The 20,907-nt window shown below is 71.0% G+C and carries 13 protein-coding genes; 2 read left to right on the forward strand and 11 right to left on the reverse strand.

The genetic code is table 11. The features are described 5' to 3' along the window. Positions 1–2 precede the first annotated feature (2 nt). The 7 genes from QFZ67_RS15115 to QFZ67_RS15145 form a co-directional block, all read right to left on the reverse strand. Positions 3–1,619 (reverse strand): succinic semialdehyde dehydrogenase, encoded by a 1,617-nt coding sequence (locus QFZ67_RS15115; protein WP_307661627.1) that lies wholly within the window; start codon positions 1,617–1,619, stop codon positions 3–5. A gap of 104 nt (positions 1,620–1,723) precedes the next feature. Next, positions 1,724–3,355, reverse strand: a complete 1,632-nt coding sequence (locus QFZ67_RS15120; RefSeq protein ID WP_307661628.1) for a serine/threonine-protein kinase — start codon at positions 3,353–3,355, stop codon at positions 1,724–1,726. Positions 3,356–3,357: 2 nt separating this feature from the next. Beyond that, positions 3,358–5,031: a serine/threonine-protein kinase gene (locus QFZ67_RS15125; RefSeq protein WP_307661629.1), complete on the reverse strand. Its 1,674-nt coding sequence runs from the start codon at positions 5,029–5,031 to the stop codon at positions 3,358–3,360. Positions 5,032–5,060: 29 nt separating this feature from the next. Further along, the gene (locus tag QFZ67_RS15130; RefSeq protein WP_307661630.1) at positions 5,061–6,665 is read right to left on the reverse strand and encodes a serine/threonine-protein kinase; all 1,605 of its coding nucleotides are present in this window, start codon (positions 6,663–6,665) and stop codon (positions 5,061–5,063) included. 220 nt (positions 6,666–6,885) lie between these two features. Continuing rightward, positions 6,886–9,567, reverse strand: a complete 2,682-nt coding sequence (locus QFZ67_RS15135; RefSeq protein WP_307661631.1) for a protein kinase — start codon at positions 9,565–9,567, stop codon at positions 6,886–6,888. A 165-nt stretch (positions 9,568–9,732) separates the two neighbouring features. After that, on the reverse strand, positions 9,733–12,138 hold the full coding sequence (locus QFZ67_RS15140; protein WP_307661632.1) for a serine/threonine-protein kinase: 2,406 nt from the start codon (positions 12,136–12,138) through the stop codon (positions 9,733–9,735). A gap of 383 nt (positions 12,139–12,521) precedes the next feature. Further along, a complete protein-coding gene (locus QFZ67_RS15145) occupies positions 12,522–14,228 on the reverse strand; it encodes a glycerol-3-phosphate dehydrogenase/oxidase (protein ID WP_307661633.1) in 1,707 nt (568 codons plus the stop codon). A 229-nt stretch (positions 14,229–14,457) separates the two neighbouring features. On the opposite strand from QFZ67_RS15145, the gene QFZ67_RS15150 reads away from it, so the two are divergent. Then, positions 14,458–15,699, forward strand: a complete 1,242-nt coding sequence (locus QFZ67_RS15150; RefSeq protein WP_307661634.1) for a nucleotide sugar dehydrogenase — start codon at positions 14,458–14,460, stop codon at positions 15,697–15,699. A gap of 70 nt (positions 15,700–15,769) precedes the next feature. Here QFZ67_RS15150 and QFZ67_RS15155 read toward each other — a convergent pair whose 3' ends face one another. The 4 genes from QFZ67_RS15155 to QFZ67_RS15170 all read right to left on the reverse strand — a co-directional run bounded on the left by QFZ67_RS15155 (position 15,770) and on the right by QFZ67_RS15170 (position 20,091). Beyond that, the gene (locus QFZ67_RS15155) at positions 15,770–16,894 is read right to left on the reverse strand and encodes a GuaB3 family IMP dehydrogenase-related protein (RefSeq protein WP_307661635.1); all 1,125 of its coding nucleotides are present in this window, start codon (positions 16,892–16,894) and stop codon (positions 15,770–15,772) included. 112 nt (positions 16,895–17,006) lie between these two features. Then, positions 17,007–18,509, reverse strand: a complete 1,503-nt coding sequence (guaB, locus tag QFZ67_RS15160) for an IMP dehydrogenase (protein ID WP_307661636.1) — start codon at positions 18,507–18,509, stop codon at positions 17,007–17,009. Between the two features lie 128 nt (positions 18,510–18,637). After that, entirely contained in the window at positions 18,638–19,225 is a 588-nt protein-coding gene (locus QFZ67_RS15165; protein WP_307661637.1) for a sigma-70 family RNA polymerase sigma factor, read from the reverse strand. 254 nt (positions 19,226–19,479) lie between these two features. Continuing rightward, positions 19,480–20,091, reverse strand: coding sequence for a response regulator transcription factor (locus QFZ67_RS15170; protein ID WP_003948568.1), 612 nt, complete (start codon positions 20,089–20,091; stop codon positions 19,480–19,482). Positions 20,092–20,521: 430 nt separating this feature from the next. Here QFZ67_RS15170 and QFZ67_RS15175 point away from each other — a divergent pair, with 430 nt between their 5' ends. Next, entirely contained in the window at positions 20,522–20,845 is a 324-nt protein-coding gene (locus QFZ67_RS15175) for a WhiB family transcriptional regulator (protein WP_307661638.1), read from the forward strand. Positions 20,846–20,907 lie beyond the last annotated feature (62 nt).

Genomic DNA, 20,907 nt, shown 5'->3' on the forward strand with positions numbered 1-20,907 from the left:
AACTAGCGCAGGCGCAGGGCCTTCATCGCCTTCAGGCTGCGGCTCATGAACGCGGCGTACTTCTCGTCGTCCATGCCGAAGGACGGAGCCAGCGGGATCAGCCGCTGCTGGGCGACGGTCTGGGCTTCGGTGTACTTGAGGATGCCCTCCGAGCCGTGCCGCCGGCTGAGGCCGGAGTCCTTCATGCCGCCCATCGGGGACTGCACACTGCCGTACGCCGGGGCGTACCCCTCATTGATGTTGACGGTGCCGGTGCGCAGCTTCGCGGCGACGGCGTGACCGCGCTTGCCGTCCTTGGTCCAGACGCTCGAATTCAAGCCGTACGGGGTGGCGTTGGCCTGCTCGACGACCGTGTCCTCGTCCGTGAAGCGGTAGATGGAGACGACCGGACCGAAGGTCTCCTCGGTGCACACGGCCATGGGAGCCTCGACACCGTCGAGGATGGTCGGCTCGTAGAAGAGCGGGCCGATGTCGGGGCGCGCGACGCCGCCCGCGACGAGGGTCGCGCCCTTGGCGACGGCCTCCTCGACATGGCGGGTGACGGTCTCCAGCTGGCGCTCTCCGACGAGCGAGCCCATGTCGGCGCCGTACGCGAGGGACTTGCCGAGGCGCATCGCCTTCGTACGGGCCGCGAAACGCTCGACGAAGGCGTCGGCGATCGACTCGTGGACGTACAGCCGCTCGATGGAGATGCAGAGCTGGCCCGCGGAGGAGAAGCAGGCGCGGACCGCTCCCGCCGCCGCCTTCTCCACGTCCGCGTCGTGCAGCACCAGCATGGCGTTCTTGCCGCCGAGTTCGAGGGATACGCCGATCAGACGGGCCGCCGCGCCCTGGGCGACCTCGCGGCCGGTGCGGGTGGAGCCGGTGAAGGAGACGTAGTCCGCGTGCTTGACGACCTCCGGGCCGACAACCGGCCCCTCGCCGATGACGACCTGAAAGACGCCGGCCGGCAGGCCCGCCTCGATCAGCAGATCACGTGCCCACAGGGCGGTCAGCGCGGTCTCGGTGTCGGGCTTCATCACGACGGCGTTGCCGGAGACGAACGCGGGCAGCGCGTCGCCGACGGAGAGTTCGAGCGGGTAGTTCCAGGGTGCGATCTGGCCGACGACGCCGCGCGGCTGGCGCAGTTCGGTGGTCTTGGTGAGGACGGGGACGACGCCGGTGTGCCGCTTGGGCTTGAGATAGGCGGGCGCCTTGCGGCCGTAGTGGCGGGCGGCGACGGCGACGGCCAGGACCTCTTCGTGCGCATGGAGGCGGGCCTTGCCGGTCTCCAGCTGGATGAGGTCGAGGACCTCGGCCTGGCGCTCCAGGACCAGATCGTGGAAGCGCAGCAGCACGGCGGCGCGGGCGCGGGCGGGGGTGGCGGCCCACACTGGCTGTGCGGCGCGGGCGCGTTCGAAGGCCTCGGCGACGTCCTCGGGCGTGGACTCGGGCAGGTCCGCCAGCTTCTTCCCGGTGAACGGGGTGTGGTTGGCGGTACGGCCGGAGCCGACCACACCACGGGTGAGCTGGGCGACCACCTCGGGAGTGACCACGTCGGCTGCGGTGCGCGCACCGGCCGGGGAGGCGGCTGTCGGGTTGGTACCGAGGGCGGCGGCGGGGGCCTGCGAGTCCGTCATGGGGGCGAGAATATGCCGCAAACGGAGCTTTGGGTACCCGTCAGTAACGGCTTTTCACCAGGCCCTCACCATCGCGCCAGCGATCACTGGCAGATAAGGCCTGATCAGGGGCTCGTCTCGGCTCTGCCGAGCTTCAGCCGCTCTCGTACGCCGCGGAACAGATCCTGCCCCTCGGCCTCCTCCTTGCCGCCCTTGGGCATCTCGACGAGCACGGTGTAGCGCTCACCGGCTTCGGTCACGACGTAGAACGCCAGCCGGTGGACGGGGCGGGCAGTGTCGCCTTCCTGGGCGTAGTACGTCACGTCCAGCAGGGCGGCGTCGACACCGTGGTGATTGGCGGGGACGACGGTGCCTTTCGCCTCGGACGCGGTGAACCGGCCCGCGCGCGGGCCGCCGTCCCTCAGCCACTTCAGCTCGCGCTGCGCCCACTGGAGGGGTGTGTCCGTCGCCTTGGCTGCGTGCTTGAGCTCGACCCAGACGGGGTTGCCGCGCTCCTCGAAGGTGATCTCCTTGTCATTCGCAAGGGCGGCCTCGGAGGTGACGGGCTCGCGACTGTACGAGGCGGGGACGGAGATCTCAGCGTCGAGCCGGGACTCGAAGTAGGGCCGCCAGGTCTTCCAGGCGTCGGGGGTGGGCATGGGAGGTGGGGTGGTGCGGGTGGAGGTGCTGGCGCTGGGTTGGGCGGGGTCGTAGGCCCATACCGCTACGGCTACGGCTACGGCTACGGCGACGGCGATCGCGGCGGCGGTGCCGGCGAGCGCGTAGGGGACGCGGGAGCGGCGGCGCTTGGCGCCTGCGGCGGGCTTCTCCCCCGCCCCGCCCCTTCCCGGAACCGGGGGCGAGCCCCCAGACCCCGTATGCCCTTCGGGCATGTCCTCAGTCGCCGGCGGGGGGTCTGGGGCAGAGCCCCAGTTCGGGAAGGGGCGGGTAGGGGAGAGTTCCCGCTCCACCTCGCCCACAGACGGCCGCTGCGACGGGTCCTTCGACAGCAGCCGTACGATCAACTCCGCCAGCGGCCCCGCCCGTACCGGCTCCGGCGGCTGCGCCTGGAGGATCGCGGCGAGCGTCGACTCGAGCGTCGTACGGCGGAACGGCGACCAGCCCTCCACCGCCGCGTACAGCAGCACCCCCAGCGACCACAGATCCGACGCGGGACCGGCCGGGATCCCCTGCATGCGCTCCGGCGCGATGGATTCGAGCGAGCCCACGAACTCGCCGCTCACCGTCAGCGGCTCCTCGCCCTGGATACGGGCGATGCCGAAGTCGGTGAGCACCACCCGGCCGTGCGGGCCGAGCAGCACGTTCGCGGGTTTCACATCCCGGTGGACGACCCCCTTCGCATGCGCCGCGCCCAGCGCGCCCGCGACGGCGAGGCCGATCCGCGCGGCCTCGGCCGGGGGCAGTGCGCCGCGCTTGAGGAGTTCGTGGAGGGATTCGCCACGGATCAACTCCATGACGATCCAGGGGAGTCCGCCGTCCATGACGACGTCGTGGACGGCGATGGCCGCCGGGTGCTCGACCTGGGCCGCTGCCCGGGCCTCCCGCCGGAGCCGTTCGTACAGCCGCTGCCGGTAGGGGTCGTCTGGATCGCCGGGGAGCCGCGGCTCCTTCACCGCGCAGTCGCGGCCGACGAGTTCGTCGCGGGCCCGCCAGACGGTGCCCATGCCGCCGGAGCCGACACGCTCGACGAGGCGGTAACGGCCACCGATCAGCCGCCCCTCGCCCGAACTGGTCATGCTCACATCCTGGGGGTGAAGGAGTCGAGCGCCGTGTCGAAATGCCGTCGCGCCTCGTCGAGCCGGCCGACCGGGGCCGAGACCCAGACGTCGTACATCTTCCCGTCCTCGTCCCAGCAGATGTCGAACGTGTGCCGGGGTCCCTCGGCCATGGAGAAGCCGTTCCAGGTGAACTCCCAGAGCGCGGCGGACAGTCCGTTGTGCGTGGTCGCGGTGACCTTGCCGTCGCGGTAGCCGGGGTTGGTGCTGGGCCCGTCGGCGTCCGAGCGCCGCATCGCGCCGAGCGGCCCGTCGGAGGCCGGCTGCTGCATGCGTACGCCGATCCTGATGCCCTTGTCCGGCGCCATGTAGTAGACCCGCTTGTCGTCCGCGGAACGGACGAAGCCTGCGGGGACGGCAAGCGCGAAACCGTCCCGATCGGACACCATGAGATAACCCTCCGGCGCCACCGGCCTGTTGGGTGATGTGGAGGCGGTGACGGTCACCGTGGGCGTGGGAGTAGGGGTGGGCGTGGGCTTCGCGCCTGCCGCGGGCGACTGCGCCGTACGCACCGGAGGCGTACTGCTCGCCGCGGTGCGCCCCGCAGCCGCCCGGCCGTCGCCCCCGCCGTCGTCCAGGAGGAGCGCGGTGGCCCCTCCCGCCCCGGCCAGCGCGGCTACCAGGGCGGCTGCGACGAGCAACTGCGTACGGCGGCGAGCGGCCTTCGCGGGCACGGACGGGCCGACGGGCGGGGCGACCGGCGGGTCGACTGGCGGTCGGGGCGCGTGCGCGCGCGGCGCGTCGAGACGGGTGGGTGTGTAACGCACCCCGGACCCGGCCCCGGACCGGGACACCCCGGGCGTCGGTACGGCCCCCGTCGTGACGTACGTACGCAGCAACTCCTCCGCCTCCGCCGCGCCCAGCCTGCGCTCCGGATCCCGCTCGAGCAGCCCCAGCACAACCGGCAGCAGCGGCCCGGCCTGGGCGGGCGGACGGATCTCGTCCTCGACGACCGCATGCAGAATGCCGCCCAACGAGTCGCGGCGGAACGGAGATTCACCGCTCAGCGCCGCGCACAACAGCACCCCCAGCGACCACAGATCCGACTCGGGACCCGCGGTGACGCCCTGCATCCGCTCCGGCGCTGTGTACTCGGGCGATCCGACGAACGACCCCGACTCGGTGATCGTGGTCGACCCGGCGAACTGCGCGATGCCGAAGTCGGTGAGGACGACCCGGCCGGTCGACTCCTCAAGGAGTACGTTGGCGGGCTTCAGATCCCGGTGCAGCACGCCGAGCCCGTGCGCCGCGCGCAGCGCGCCCAGCAGCGCCAGCCCGATGCGCGCCGCCTCGGCGACGTCGACCGGTCCGCGCCGCGTGATCCGTTCGGCGAGCGAGCCGCCGTCGACCAACTCCATGACGATGTAAGGGAGTCCGTCGTCCACCACCACGTCATGGACGACGACCACATGCGGATGCTTGACCCGGGCGACGGCGCGAGCTTCGCGCAGCGGCGCGGCCGTCGAGGTGTACGGGGACGCGGAACGGCGCCCCTCGTCCTCCGGATGCAGCTCCTTGACGGCAACGCGACGCCCGAGCAGCTCGTCGTCCGCGCGCCACACAGTGCCCATGCCCCCGCGTCCCAGCCGGTCGAGGAGCCGGTAGCGGCCCGCGATCAGCCGCGTTTCCTCGGACACGCAACTCCCCCTTGATCAGCCTGCGTACATCATGCCGGAGGCCGCCAGCCCCGCAGCATGGTGTCGAACTGCTCGCGGGTTGTCGCCCAGTCGTCGGCCGGTCCCGACATGTAGAGCGCGTACTCGGTGCCGTCGTCCGTGTAGTAGATCTGGTCGATGGCCCGCCGCGGGCCGGGGAAGGTCTTCTTCTCGGTCCAGGTGAACTCCCACTGCGCGGAGTTCGTCTGGTCACGGAAGGTGTTGGGGCCCAGCTTCAGCCTCTTGTACTTGGGCAGCCGCTTCTCCAGCCCCTTCTCCATGTCCAGCATGTGCATGTACGGATTCTCGAAGTCGGGCGATGAGTTGCTGCTGATCCGGATGCGATGGCGGCCGTTGTCGGGTGTGTAGTCGATCTGGTCGCCGTCCGTCTGGCGCGTCCAGCCGTCCGGTACCCACAGGCTGAAGCCCTCCGGGTCCTCCACCCGGTGCCAGCCGGTCGGCACGCTCGACGAGGTGCCCGGCGGCGCGGTCGACTGCGTACCGGTGCGCTCCCCGCCGCCGTTGCCGCCGCCCGCGTACTTCATGGCCGCCAGTCCCGCGCCGCCACCGACGACGGCCGCGAGGACGACGACGATCGCCGCTCTGCGCAGGCGGCCGCCGCGCCGGGGCTCAGCCGCGGAAGCCGTGTTGGTGTGCCCCGGGTGCGGGAGGACGGGGGCGGGAGCGGCCGGCGTCGGGGAAGGCTGCTGTGTGGTCACGGGCCGGGTGTGCTGCTGAGTCGGCTGCTGGGGCGGTACGTGTTTCCTCGTGGCGGCCGACGAGCCGCCCCCCATCGCCTCCAGCAGCAACTGCTCGGCCTCGGCGGCCGACGGCCGGGCCGCCGGGTCCTTGCGCAGCAGCGCCATGATCACCGGTGCCAGGGGTCCCGCCTGGTCAGGATGGCGCGGCTCCTCGTCAACCACAGCCTGCATCGTGGACAGCGGAGACGAGCGCCGGAACGGCGACTCCCCCTCGACCGCCGTGTACAGCGTCGCGCCCAGCGACCAGAGGTCGGACGCGGGCCCCGGATCGGCACCGCGGACCCGCTCGGGGGCCAAGTAGTCGATGGACCCGACGATTTCCCCGGTTCTGGTGATCGTCGAGTCGCCCTCGATGGCGGCAATGCCGAAGTCGGTGATCAGCACCCGGCCGTCGCGGTTGAGCAGTACGTTCGCGGGCTTGACGTCCCGGTGCAGCACCCCGGCCGCGTGCGCGGCGCCCAGCGCGCGCAGTACGTGCAGCCCGATCCGGGCGGCCTCCTGCGCGGGAATTCGCCCGGACTCCTTGGCCGCGTCGGCGAGCGAGGGCCCGTCGACATACTGCATGACGATCCAGGGGCGGGCGTCGTGTTCCAGCACATCGTGCACGGTGACGACACCGGGGTGGCTGATCCGGGCGGCGGCCCGGGCCTCTTTCTGGGTGCGGGCATGCAGGACGACCCGGTCGGCCTCGGAGACATACCGCCCGGCCGTCAGCTCCTTGACCGCGACGACCCTGTGCAGCAGTTCGTCGTGTGCGCGCCAGACCTTGCCCATGCCGCCGCTTCCGATGGTCTCGCTCAGGCGGTAACGCCCAGCGAGCAGTAGACCCGCGCCCGTACTTTGAGAGTGTTCCACGTCCCCCGCCCAGTTCCTTGGGATCACAGGTTACGGAGGGGAATACGGCCACGGAACCTCGGATGCCTCAAGTGACCGCACTGTGATGATTGTGACTCTGCGCAACCGGAGCCAAAACGCCCACTAACGGATTTCCGGCGGGGTGTTGGACGGCTCCCCGGCGGCTCTCGGGCGGTCCCCGGCGGCTCTCGGGTGAGTCTCCGGCGGCTCTTGGGCGGGTCTAACGGGTGGCGCGGTACGCGGTCGTGGCTTCCCGGAAGACCTCCGTCACCTTGTCGCGCTGGTCCTCGGGACCGATCACCTGGACGACGTGGTAGCTGCCGCCGACGATCAGGGCGAGGTTGCGTACGTACACCTCGCGGCCGTTGCTGTCCTGCCAGGTGAACTGGCCCTCGGCCATGACCTGCTGTCCCACGTCGATACGGCGCAGCCCGCTCGCCCCGGCCCAGGAGGACTCCCGCCACGGCTGGAGCTCGCGCTCCTTGTCGCGCTGATAGGCCAGCGGGTCGTTGCCGTTCGCCTTCACGGTGTCGCGGCCGGGAACCACGATCAGTGTGAAGTCACCGCCGGTATAACGGACTTGGCCGATGTCGTTGATGGGGCGGCGCTGCCAGGTCTTGTCGACGGCTGTCTGGAATCCCTCGGGGTCCTTGCGCAGCGTATAGCCGGACGGCAGGCTCCCGGCCGGCGCGGAGGTCTGGGGCTGCTGGGCTCCGGGGCTCGTGGTGGGGGTCGTGGGCGGGGTGTCCGGGCCCGTACGGTCCGGGCTCGGACCGGCCGCCGACGGACGCCCACCGCCCTTGCCCTGGGGCTGGTTCTGCTGCTGTGGCTCGGCCTTGGGCATGAACAGGACGGCGTACGCGATGGCGGCGACCAGGAGGAGCAGTATCAGCAGCAGGAAGGTGCGGCCGAGCGCACGCGGCCCGCGCCGCTCCCGGTTGCCCCGGGCCTTCTTGTGGCGGTGGCGGCCGTGCACCACTTCGGCCGAGCCCGCGCGGCGTCTGCGCACGAGCTCGCCCCGACGGCGTACGACCGGCAGCCGGTTGCCGTCCACCGGGCTCGACGGGACCGGCACGACGTCCATCCCGGCCTCGGGCTCGGGCGCGGACCGTACGAGCGAACGCAGCCAGCCGCGCAGTTCCTCGAAGTCCGGGCGTTCCGTGGGGTCCTGGCGCAGCAGTGACTCGACGACCGGGCGCAGCGGCCCGCACTCCTCGGCGAACGCGGGCGGCTCCGCGCACACGAGCTGGACCAGCTCGACCGCGCTCTCCTCGGGGTACGGGGCGTGGCCCTGCACGGCCCGGTAGAGGAGCGCACCCAGAGCCCAGAGATCGGTGGCGGGGCCGACGGGGGCCGCCAACTGCCAGTTCTCGTGTACGGGTCCGGCCTGCTCGGGGGCCCACCGCTCGGTGACGGCCCCGACGACGGCGATACGCGCCTGCCGGGCACGCTCGGCGGCGAGCGGCGTTGCGGGGCCGCGATAAGCGGGGGTGCTGCCGCTCGCGACAATCTCGTCCCACCGCCCGGTGGGCACGGGGGCCCCGGCCACGACGGGCTGCCGCTGGGCGTCGGCCCGCAGGGCTTCCCGTCCGGCACCGCCGTGGTCCCAGCTCGAAGTGTTGCTGGTGGTGTTGCTGGTGGCGGGGGTGGTGCCGGTGCGGGCGCCGGGGAGCGCGGGCCGGGAGGCGTACGGGTCTCCGGCGGGGCGGTCGCGGGCGGCGCGGGGCTTACCGTCCGGGCCCACCTGGCGAGCGCCGTACGGCAGTTCCGGGGTGGGCCGATCAGCGGTGGGCCCTCCACCGGCCGGGAGGGCGCGTGGGCCGTCCTGTCCCGGGAACGGCCCGTCGTGCCAGGTCCCCGCCAGCCGGGCGCGGCCCGAGCCGCGCGGCCCGCCGCCCGGGTGCCAGCCGCCCTCGATCTCGTCCTCGTCGTCGATCTCGTCGTCGGTGTCGTCCACATTGAGGACCGGGCCCAACTCGCCCGGCCGCCTGGCCCACCAGTCCGGGTCGAAGCCCTGCACCGGACGGTCCCCCATGGCGGCGGAGCCGTCGCCCTGGCGCTGGTCCTCGCTGACGCGGGCCGCGGCCCGGGCACCCGCGCGGTACGCCGCGATCGCGCCCGCCCTGGCGGCCCGGACGTCCGGCACGCCGGTCGCTGCACCGGTTCCGGCGCCGGGCAGCGCGGCGGGGGCAGCCGGGGCGGCGGGCAGTGCGGGCTCCCCCGACGGGTCGTCGTACTCCGGCGGCTCTTCCGAGTGCTCGCCCGAGTACTCATCCGAGTACTCCTCCGAGTGCTCGTCCGGCGGGCCCGGCACCGGGGCGTACCCGCACAGCGCCTCCTCCGCCGCGCCCGACGCCAGCCCGGTCAGGACCACGCGCCCGTCGTCGCAGACGAGCACCGTACGGACGGTGATGTTCCGGTGGGTCCAGCCGTGCGTGTGCAGCACACGCAGCGCGGTGAGCACGTCGGAGGCGACCTCCGCAGCCCGGTAGGGACTGAGCGGCTTCTCCGCGAGCAGCGCCGCCAGCGGCCGTGCCGCGACACGTTCGCTCACTATCCAGAGCGAACCGCCTTCCGCGAAGACGTCGAAGACCTGGTCCAGACGCGGGTGGTCGGGGATCTGCGCGGCCGCCTGCGCGGCCTCGATGGCCCGCCGCACCGCCGGGTCCGTGGGCCTGCGCGTCGTACGCCCCTGGGTCCGCCGCGGTACCGCCGCCCCGGCCAGGCCGTCCCCTTCGACGACCTCCGCGTCCACCACCTCCGGCAACGGCACCTGCCGCACCAGGACTTCCTGCCCGCTATAGGTGTCGAACGCCCGGGTCTCGACCAGTTCGTACTCGTCGGAGGGCGGCAGCGGCAGGCGGTAGCGGTCGGCGAGCACCCTTCCCGCATAGTCGTCCACGACGCCTCCCCACGAGCGTGCTGTCCCCAGGCCGGTCCGTCCCGGAGGTGTCGCAGCCGTGCCGCAGCAAACCGTCAATTCCGGTCATTTGACGGCCCCTTACGGCCTCATACGACCCCTTGCAGCTGCCTACCGTCCGCGAGCTCTCACGATACGTGGCCTTACTCAGTCCTTGGGCTTGAATGTGGCGAACGCCGTCTTGCGCAACGTCTCGCACTCCGTGCTCTGCCACTCGCTCGCCTTGCACGTGATCATGATCGAGTAGCCGCGCCGGGCGTCCACCTTGAAGCCCCTGTTGAGGACCCGTACCCGCTGGCCGCCCTGATTGCGCTCGAACTGCCAGTCGGCGACCGTCGGATAGCCGTTGTAGGCGACCTTCCCGATCCCCAGGTGCTTGTAGCCGTTGCTGCTGGCGCGGGTCCCGGCCACCGCGGCGCTCCAGGCGGCGGCCGCGTCGTCCCTGGGGCTGCCGTTGAAGTCGACCTGAATGCGCGGGAATCCGCCGTTCCGGCTGAAGATCCCACCGGAGTTCTGGCCGGCGATGCCGGTCAGCTTGAAGCCCTTTGGCATCGCCATCGTGAAGTGGAACTGGTCGTTGGAGACCAGGGCGTACCCGGCCGGCAGCCCGTCCCCGATCACGGGCTCACCCGTCTTGGGCCCGCCGGACGGCTTCCCGCTGCCCGCACTCCCGCCGCTCCCGCTGCCGTTGTCGTCGTTCCCGGTGCCCTTGCCCTTGTCCGGGGTGGCGTCCGTGCCCTTGCCGTTCCCACTTCCGCCGTTCGCAGCGCCGGCCGAAGCGGTCTTGTCGTTCTTGGACTTGCCCTGGCTGCCCGTGTCGTCGCCGCCCAGGGTCAGATAGAGCACCGTGGTCAGCACGGCGAGCGCGGCGACAACCGCGATGATCACCAGGGTGCGGCGGGGCACCACATCGGTGAGCGGCGCCCGCGCCGGCGCGGGTCGCGCGGCGGGCGTCTGCGGCGCGGGCCGAGGCTTCGGCTCCGGCTTCGCAGCCGCCGCGGCATTCCGTACGGAGCGCAGCGCAGCCCGCACCCGGTCAGCGGCCGGATCCTTCGGCCTCGCCTGCGGTGGCACCGGCGGAATCGGCGGCAGCGGTATGGCGCGCGTCGCATCCGGCGCCGGCTCGGGCTCGACGGGCGGCTCCGGAACCTCGGGCGCGTAGAGCACGTTGGTGAGCAACGCCCGCGCGCCCGCGTCGTCCAGCCGCTGATCGGGGTCCTTGACGAGCAGGCCGTAGATGACCTCCTCCAGCGGGCCCGCGTTCTTCGGCGGGTCGAGCGGCTCGGTCATCACGGCGGTCAGCGTCGCGATGGCGGAGCCCTTGTCGTACGGCGGACTGCCCTCGACGCTCGCGTACAACAGCCCGCCCAGCGACCACAGGTCCGCGGCAGGACCGGGCTTGTGACCGCGGGCGCGCTCCGGCGAGATGTACGAGGGAGCGCCGACGAGCATGCCGGTGGAGGTGATCGACGGGTCGCCCTCGACCTGCGCGATGCCGAAGTCCGTGAGCACGACGCGCCCGTCCTCGGCGATCAGCACGTTGGAGGGCTTCACATCGCGGTGCAGGATGCCCTCGCGGTGGGCGGAGCGCAGTACGTCGAGGATCGCGAGCCCGACCTCGGCGGCCCGCCTCGGCGTCAGCGTCCCGTCCTCGCGCACGGCTTCGGCAAGCGACTTGCCCTCGACGAGTTCCATGACGATCCACGGGCGGTCGTCCTCGTCGACGACGTCGTACACCGTCACCGCGCTGGTGTTGCGGATCCGGGCGATCGCCTTGGCCTCGCGCAGCGTACGCGTGATCAGACGGCGCTTCTCATCCTCGTCGATGCTGTTGGGGAAGCGGAGCTCCTTCACCGCGACCGTACGGCCGAGGGTCTCGTCGACGGCCCGCCAGACGGTGCCCATGCCTCCGCGACCGAGCACGCCTCCGAGCCGGTACCGCCCTGCGAGCAGCCGCCCCTCGGCCTCCCGCCCGGAACTCCGCCCGGACGCGCCCGCCTTGACGGCACTCTGCCCGGCCCCTCGCCCGGCGCCTGCCCCGGCCCCGGACGCGCCGCCCGGCGCTGAGCCACTGTCAGCGGCCTGCGCGGACTCCCGCCCGGCACCGGAAGCATCGCGCCGCCCCGAACGGCTGTCAGCCGACTGGGCGGGCACCTCCTCGTCCGGCTTTCCGGAGCCGCTCTGCTCTGAGCCCTGTTCGGACTTCCGCTCACCCACACCCTCGTGCACGGCACCCGTGGCGGACGCCCTCGCGGACACCTGTCCCGCAGCCTCGCCCGACTTCTCGGCCCCAGCCCCGGCCGTATCTCCGGCCTCGGACCGGACACCGGACCCGCGCTCGGGTTCGACTCCGGAACCGGCCTCGGAAGCGGCCTCGGCGCCGGCAACCCCGTCGGCCCCGCCTCCCGAACCAGAATCCGCGCCTCGCCCAGCACCGTCCGCGGACTGCTTACCGGCCCCGGCCCTCAACTCCCGCGACGTGGACTCCTTGGGCTCCTTGGGCTCCTCGGCCGTGTCCCGCTGGGGCTCCCGCGACTGCTCCGCCTCCGACATGCGTCCCCTCTGCGATCCCTGATCTTCGCCCGCGCCTGCCGCTTCCCGCGCGATGCGGTAACCCGCCCTGGCAGAGCCTTCATTGTCCCTTACTCCGGGACCGGCGTTTCTCCCGGGTCCGCCGTCCGCCAGACGGGTCCGGGAGGTTGGGACCACCCACCATGCCACTACTCAGGGTAAAGCTCACCGCCTCGCTGGTCGCAGCCCTGCCCGGCCGCCACCGGGATCAGCGCCAACGGACGGATAGCCACCGGTTTCGGACCGGCGCGGGGACCAGGACCAGACCGGCGCGGGGTTCGGACCGGCGCCGGGTTCGGACCGGCACCAGGGCCAGACCAGACCGGCGCCGGGGATCAGGATCGGGATCAGAGCGGCGCCAGGGATCAGAGCGGCACGATGTCCGGCGCCCCCAGCCGCGCCGCGTCCGCCGTCAGGTCGTCAGGCTGCCGTTGCGACTCGCGCTCCGCCTCCACCCGCTTCTCGTAGTGCTCCACCTCCTTCTCGATCTGCTCCTTCTCCCAGCCGAGCACCGGCGCCATCAACTCCGCGCACTCCCGCGCACTGCGCGCCCCCCGGTCGAACGTCTCGATCGAGATCCGGGTCCGCCGCGTCAGTACGTCGTCGAGGTGTCGCGCCCCTTCGTGCGAGGCCGCGTACACGATCTCGGCCCGCAGATAGTCCTCCGCACCCCCGAGCGGCTCACCGAGTTTCGGGTCGTCGGCGATCAGCGCCAGCACCTCCTCGGTCAGCGAGCCGTACCGGTTCAACAGATGCTCCACGCGCACCACATGAAGCCCCGTCCGTGCCGCGATCCTCGCCCGCGCGTTCCACAGCGCGCCGTACCCCTCGGCGCCGACCAGTGGCACGTTCTCCGTGACTGAGGCCGCGACTCGCTGGTCGAGCCCGTGCACCGCCTCGTCCACCGCGTCCTTCGCCATCACCCGGTACGTCGTGTACTTACCGCCGGCCACGACCACGAGGCCCGGCACGGGATGCGCCACCGTGTGCTCGCGCGACAGTTTGCTGGTCGCGTCCGACTCCCCGGCGAGCAGCGGCCGCAGCCCCGCGTACACCCCCTCGACGTCGTCCCGTGTCAGCGGGACGGCCAGCACGGAGTTGACGTGCTCCAGCAGATAGTCGATGTCCGCGCTGGACGCCGCCGGATGGGCCTTGTCGAGGTCCCAGTCGGTGTCGGTCGTCCCCACGATCCAGTGCCGTCCCCAGGGGATGACGAACAGCACCGACTTCTCGGTCCGCAGGATCAGCCCGGTTGTCGAGTGGATCCGGTCCTTGGGCACCACCAGATGGATGCCCTTGGAGGCGCGCACATGGAACTGCCCGCGCTCCCCGATCAGCGCCTGGGTGTCGTCCGTCCACACCCCGGTCGCGTTGACAATCTGCTTGGCCCGGACTTCGTACTCCCCGCCGGCCTCCACGTCCTGAACCCGCGCGCCGACGACCCGCTCGCCCTCCCGCAGGAAGCCGATCACCCGGGCCCGGCTGGCGACCTGGGCGCCGTAGCTCGCGGCCGTCCGCACCAGCGTGGCCACATAGCGCGCGTCGTCCATCTGCGCGTCGTAGTACTGCAACGCTCCGACCAGCGAGTCCTTCTTCAGGCAGGGCGCGACCTGCAGCGCGTGCCGCCGCGACAGATGTCGGTGGACGGGCAGTCCTCGCCCGTGCCCCGACGACACCGACATCGCGTCGTACAGCGCGACGCCCGATCCGGCGTAGAGCCGCTCCCAGCCCTTGTGCTGGAGCGGATACAGAAAAGCCACCGGTTTCACCAGATGCGGCGCCAGCCGCTCCAGCAGCAGCCCACGCTCCTTCAGCGCTTCCCGTACGAGCGCGAAGTCCAGCATTTCCAGATAGCGCAGCCCGCCGTGGATGAGCTTGCTCGATCTGCTCGATGTGCCCGACGCCCAGTCACGGGCCTCGACCAGACCGGTGGAGAGTCCTCGCGTCACGGCGTCCAGCGCGGTCCCGGCTCCGACCACGCCCGCGCCCACCACCAGCACGTCCAGTTCACGCTCGGCCATCCCGGCGAGCGCCTCGGCACGCTTTTCGGGTCCCAGTGTCGCTGTCCTCACTGCTGCCTCCCGTCGCCCCCGTGTGTCCCCTGCGGTCGGGCTCACAACGTCGATTCTGTCCGCAGTCGCCGACTTCAGCCACCGCCTGTGGATAACACTCGGACAGCCACAGGCTCACAATGCGGCATATCGGTCATATTTACGCCTAGTCTGACATTGCGCTTGCTCGTTCTGCCCACAGGGCTTGCGCTCTCTGTCCCCTCCGGCTAAGGGAAGGACGGCCTACGCCATGCCCGCAGATCTCGCCGTCATCGGACTCGGTCATCTCGGCCTGCCCCTCGCCCAGGCCGCCGTAACCGCCGGCATCGAGACCATCGGCTACGACACGGACCCCCGCCATCTCACGGAACCGGCGGCGGGGCGCACGCCGGCCGACATCCGCCGCATGCTCTCCGGAGGCTTCAGGACCGTCACCGACCCGGCCGAGCTGGGCCGCGTACGCACTGCCGCCATCTGCGCCCCCACCCCCCTCGGCGCGGACGGCAACCTCGACCTCACGGCACTCGCCGAGGCCGCCCGCGCGCTCGCCGCCCGGCTGCGCCCGCACACCACCGTGCTGCTCGAATCCGCCGTCCAGCCCGGCACCACGGAAACCTTCCTCCGCCCGATCCTCGAAGAAGGCTCCGGGCTGCGGGCGGGCCGCGACTTCCATCTCGCGTACTCCCCCAGCCGCGTCGACCCGGGCAGCCGCACCCACGGCTACGCCAACACCCCCAAAGTGATCGGCGGCCTCACCCCCGCCTGCACCGAATCGGCCGCCGCCTTCTACAGCCGCCTCACCGACAAGGTGGTCCGCGCGCGCGGACCACGCGAGGCCGAGACCGTCAAGGTCCTCGAGACGAACTTCCGCCACGTCAACATCGCCCTGGTCAACGAGATGGCGGTGCTCTGCCACGACCTGGGCGTCGACCTCTGGGACGTCATCCGCTGCGCCGAGACCAAACCCTTCGGTTTCCAGGCCTTCCGCCCCGGCCCCGGCGTCGGCGGCCACGGTGTCCCCCTGGACCCCAACGGCCTCGCGCACACCGGACGCCCCCCCGGCCACCCGCTGCGGATCGTCGGCCTCGCCCAGGAGATCAACACCCGGATGCCGCAGTACGTCATCCAGCGCTGTGCCACGCTCCTCAACGAACACGGCAAATCGGCCCGCGGCGCGCGCGTGCTGCTCCTCGGCATCACCTACAAGCCGGACCTCCCCGACCTGGAGAGCTCCCCCGCCACCGAGATCGCCCGCCGTCTGATGGACCTGGGCTCCGCCGTCAGCTACCACGACCCGTACGTCCCGGACTGGCGTGTGCGCGAGTTGCCCGTCCCCCGTGCGGACTCCCTCTACGAGGCCGCCGCCAGCGCGGATCTGACGGTGCTGCTCCAGCATCACCGCACGTACGACCTCCAGGGACTGGCGGTCAAGGCCCAACTCCTGCTCGACACAAGGGGAGCCAGCCCGGCCGGTGCGGCACACCGCCTCTGAGGCGGCGGCGGACGCATGCGAAGGGGCCCCACACCATCCCGGTGCGGGGCCCCTTTCGTACGCAGCGGCGTCAGCGGCGGTGCTGCGAGTCCGCCACCGTCACCTCGACGCGCTGGAACTCCTTGAGCTCGCTGTAGCCCGTCGTCGCCATCGCCCGGCGCAGCGCGCCGAAGAAGTTCATCGACCCGTCGGGGCTGTGCGAGGGACCGGTGAGGACCTCCTCGGTCGTGCCCACGATGCCCAGGTCCACCAGCTTGCCGCGCGGCACGTCCTCGTGGACCGCCTCCATGCCCCAGTGGTGACCGCGCCCCGGCGCGTCCGTCGCTCGGGCCAGCGGGGAGCCGATCATCACCGCGTCCGCGCCGCACGCGATCGCCTTCGGCAGGTCGCCCGACCAGCCCACACCGCCGTCCGCGATGACGTGCACGTACCGGCCGCCGGACTCGTCCATGTAGTCACGGCGGGCCGCGGCCACATCCGCGACAGCCGTCGCCATCGGGACCTGGATGCCCAGGACGTTGCGCGTGGTGTGCGCGGCCCCGCCGCCGAAGCCGACCAGCACGCCCGCCGCGCCCGTACGCATGAGGTGCAGCGCGGCCGTGTAAGTGGCGCAGCCGCCCACGATGACCGGCACATCGAGCTCGTAGATGAACTGCTTCAGGTTCAGCGGCTCCGCGGCGCCCGAGACGTGCTCGGCCGAGACGGTGGTGCCGCGGATGACGAAGATGTCGACACCCGCGTCCACGACGGCCTTCGAGAACTGCGCGGTGCGCTGCGGTGAGAGCGCGGCGGCGGTCACCACACCCGAGTCGCGCACCTCCTTGATCCGCTGCCCGATCAGGTCCTCCTGGATCGGAGCCGCGTAGATCTCCTGCAGACGGCGGGTCGCGGCGGCCTCGTCGAGGCCGGAGATCTCTTCGAGCAGTGGCTGCGGGTCCTCGTACCGGGTCCACAGACCCTCGAGGTTCAGCACGCCCAGACCGCCCATCTCACCGATGCGGATCGCGGTCTGCGGGGAGACCACCGAGTCCATCGGAGCGGCCAGGAAGGGCAGCTCGAAGCGGTAGGCGTCGATCTGCCAGGCGATCGAGACCTCCTTCGGGTCCCGGGTGCGCCGGCTCGGTACGACGGCGATGTCATCGAACGCGTACGCCCGGCGGCCGCGCTTTCCGCGCCCGATCTCGATCTCAGTCACGTTGTGTGGCCTTTCCGTTCTTCTCGGCGCTACTGTCTGCCGCTTCCAGTATCCCCGACACACACGTCAGGGGCGGCCCCGGGAACCGGGACCGCCCCTGACCACGCGTGGACTACTTCCTGCTGTAGTTCGGCGCTTCGACCGTCATCTGGATGTCGTGCGGGTGGCTCTCCTTGAGCCCCGCCGACGTGATCCGTACGAACCGGCCACGGTCCTGCAGCTCGGGCACCGTCCGGCCGCCGACGTAGAACATCGACTGCCGCAGACCGCCGGTCAGTTGGTGCACCACCGCGGAGAGCGGGCCGCGGTAGGGCACCTGGCCCTCGATGCCCTCGGGCACCAGCTTCTCGTCGGAGGCGACACCCTCCTGGAAGTAGCGGTCCTTGGAGAAGGAGCGCTGCTCACCGCGGGACTGCATCGCGCCGAGTGAACCCATGCCGCGGTACGACTTGAACTGCTTGCCGTTGATGAAGAGCAGCTCGCCCGGCGACTCCTCGCAGCCCGCGAGCAGCGAGCCGAGCATCACCGTGTCCGCGCCCGCGACCAGCGCCTTCGCGATATCGCCGGAGTACTGCAGACCGCCGTCGCCGATCACCGGGACGCCGGCCTCCTTGGCGGCGAGCGAGGCCTCGTAGATCGCCGTGACCTGCGGTACGCCGATGCCGGCGACCACGCGGGTCGTACAGATGGAGCCCGGTCCGACGCCGACCTTGATGCCGTCGACGCCGGCGTCGATCAGCGCCTGCGCTCCGTCGCGCGTGGCGATGTTGCCGCCGATCACATCGACGCCCGAAGCGTTCGACTTGATCTTGGCGACCATGTCGCCGACCAGCCTGGAGTGGCCGTGCGCGGTGTCGACGACGATGAAGTCGACACCCGCCTCGATCAGCGCCTGGGCCCGCTCGAAGGCGTCGCCCGCGACGCCGACGGCCGCGCCGACGAGCAGCCGGCCTTCATTGTCCTTGGCGGCCATCGGGTACTTCTCGGCCTTGACGAAGTCCTTGACCGTGATCAGGCCCTTGAGCACACCGGCCTCGTCGACCAGCGGAAGCTTCTCGATCTTGTGCCGGCGCAGCAGCTCCATGGCGTCCACACCGGAGATCCCGACCTTGCCGGTGACCAGCGGCATCGGGGTCATGACCTCGCGCACCTGGCGGCTGCGGTCCGACTCGAAGGCCATGTCGCGGTTGGTGACGATGCCGAGCAGCTTGCCCCCGCGGTCGGTCACCGGGACACCGCTGATGCGGAACTTGGCACACAGCTGGTCGGCTTCGGCGAGCGTCGCGTCCGGGTTCACCGTGATCGGGTCGGTGACCATGCCGGACTCGGAGCGCTTGACCAGATCGACCTGGTTGGCCTGGTCGGCGATGGAGAGATTGCGGTGCAGCACACCTGCGCCGCCCTGCCGGGCCATGGCGATCGCCATCCGGGCCTCAGTCACCTTGTCCATGGCGGCGGACAGCAGCGGGATGTTCACTCGTACGTTCTTCGAGATGTACGAGGCGGTGTCGATCTGGTCGGGCGCCATGTCCGACGAGCCCGGCAGCAGCAGCACATCGTCGTAGGTCAGCCCGAGTGTCGCGAATTTATCGGGCACTCCGTCGACGTTGGTCATGACACCTTCCCCAAATGGCCTTGATCGGTGCGGATGTCCATGCTAACGGGCTTCACACCCGTCTCATTCCACGATCAAGATCACCGGGAAGCTTTGTGTGTTCGTACGTACGCGGCGCGCCGCGCAAATCACTGCTCGGCAAGCGCCCGCAGACGGCTGAGCGCCCGGTGCTGCGCGACCCGTACCGCCCCGGGGGACATGCCCAGCATCTGCCCGGTCTCCTCGGCCGTCAGCCCCACCGCGACCCGCAGCACCAGCAGCTCGCGCTGGTTCTCCGGGAGGTTGGCGAGGAGCTTCTTGGCCCACTCGGCATCCGAGCTGAGCAGCGCGCGCTCCTCGGGACCGAGGGAGTCGTCGGGGCGCTCCGGCATCTCGTCCGACGGCACGGCGGTCGATCCCGGGTGTCGCATGGCGGCCCGCTGCAGATCGGCGACCTTGTGCGAGGCGATGGCGAAGACGAAGGCCTCGAAGGGCCTGCCGGTGTCCTTGTACCGAGGCAGCGCCATCAGTACGGCGACACAGACCTCCTGCGCGAGGTCCTCCACGAAGTGGCGCGCGTCGCCCGGCAGCCGGCTGAGCCGGGTGCGGCAGTAGCGCAGCGCGAGCGGATGGACATGCGCGAGGAGATCGTGCGTAGCCTGCTCGTCGCCATCGACGGCAAGATGAACGAGCGCACCGATGGCCCCTTGGGCATTCGCAGCCTCGTCCTCGCGCATCGGTCCATGGTGCCTTGACGGCTCAGACTCCGTGGCACCGCGTCCAATGTTGTGCACCGAAGCGTTATGAGTAGGTGCGCCGGAACTCATCTCCTGCGCCCTCCCGTTCCGCTCGACCGACTCGTCCCCGAGGTCCTCCACCCCTCAAGGATGCGGCATCGCGAGGGAAACGGTTGCCCACTGGCTTCCGTCACCCCGCCCACCCGACGGCGGGCGGGGTTCGTCGTACCCCCGCGGCAGTGCACTCGCGGGACCTAGCGGACCAGGCCCCAGCGGAATCCGAGCGCCACGGCGTGCGCCCGGTCCGAGGCGCCCAATTTCTTGAAAAGCCGCCTGGCGTGCGTCTTCACCGTGTCCTCGGAGAGGAAGAGCTCACGGCCGATCTCGGCGTTCGACCGTCCGTGGCTCATACCTTCGAGCACCTGGATCTCACGCGCGGTGAGCGTGGGTGCCGCGCCCATTTCGGCCGAGCGCAACCGCCGCGGGGCGAGCCGCCAGGTCGGATCGGCGAGCGCCTGGGTGACGGTCGCGCGCAGTTCGGCGCGCGAGGCGTCCTTGTGCAGATAGCCGCGGGCGCCGGCGGCGACCGCCAGCGCGACGCCGTCCAGATCCTCGGCGACGGTGAGCATGATGATCCGGGCGCCGGGGTCCGCGGACAGCAGTCGGCGGACCGTCTCGACGCCGCCCAGACCGGGCATGCGTACGTCCATCAGAATCAGGTCCGAGCGGTCGGCGCCCCAGCGGCGGAGGACTTCCTCGCCGTTGGCCGCGGTCGTCACGCGCTCGACGCCGGGCACGGTCGCAACCGCCCGGCGGAGCGCCTCTCGGGCAAGCGGGGAGTCGTCGCAGACGAGGACGGATGTCATGGCCGCCCTCCGCAGCTGATGCGCGTCACCTTGAGCCTCCAGGCTGGGTACGTTTCGTCACCTGTGCGGTTGAACGCTGTCGGACATGTGCCCGAGCGCTTCTTCTTTCAACCGCTTCCGCACTCTCAACGACGGTCACTCGAAAGAGTTACGGGTCGGACAGCCGCCTTCAGCACTCTATGTGAGGGGCCGTGCGCGGAGGAGAGCACCGCAGGTCACGAGTCCTTCACCCGGAAGCCATGCACCATTTAGCGCCTTTTCTTCCCTTTTTGTGACGTATGTGGCTAGATTCGCAATGAGTCATATTTACATCTACTAAGACAGTAGATGTACGGTCGGTGAGGCACGTGCGGTGCCGGATCGGCTCGTACCCCGCTCGTGTTCGACCTGACCTGTATCCACTCAGCACGGTTTCAAGGGGACATGCGCTATGGCAGATTTCTCCCGCCTTCCCGGACCCAACGCCGATTTGTGGGACTGGCAGCTCCTCGCAGCCTGCCGTGGGGTGGACAGCTCTCTCTTCTTCCACCCCGAGGGCGAGCGGGGCGCAGCACGAAGTGCGCGTGAGAACTCGGCGAAAGAGGTCTGTATGAGGTGCCCGGTCCGCGCGGAGTGCGCGGCGCATGCGCTGGCGGTGCGGGAGCCGTACGGCGTGTGGGGCGGACTGACAGAGGACGAGCGCGAGGAGCTGATGGGGCGCGCGCGGCACCGACTGATCCCGGCGTCCAGCGCGGGGGGCCCGGCGCGGAGCTGACACGCGAGGTTCGAAAAGTTTCGAAGAAACGTTCCTGCGCCATCGCCGCCCGGCCTCGGACG

The organism is Streptomyces sp. V1I1, assembly GCF_030817355.1.
GTDB lineage: Bacteria > Actinomycetota > Actinomycetes > Streptomycetales > Streptomycetaceae > Streptomyces.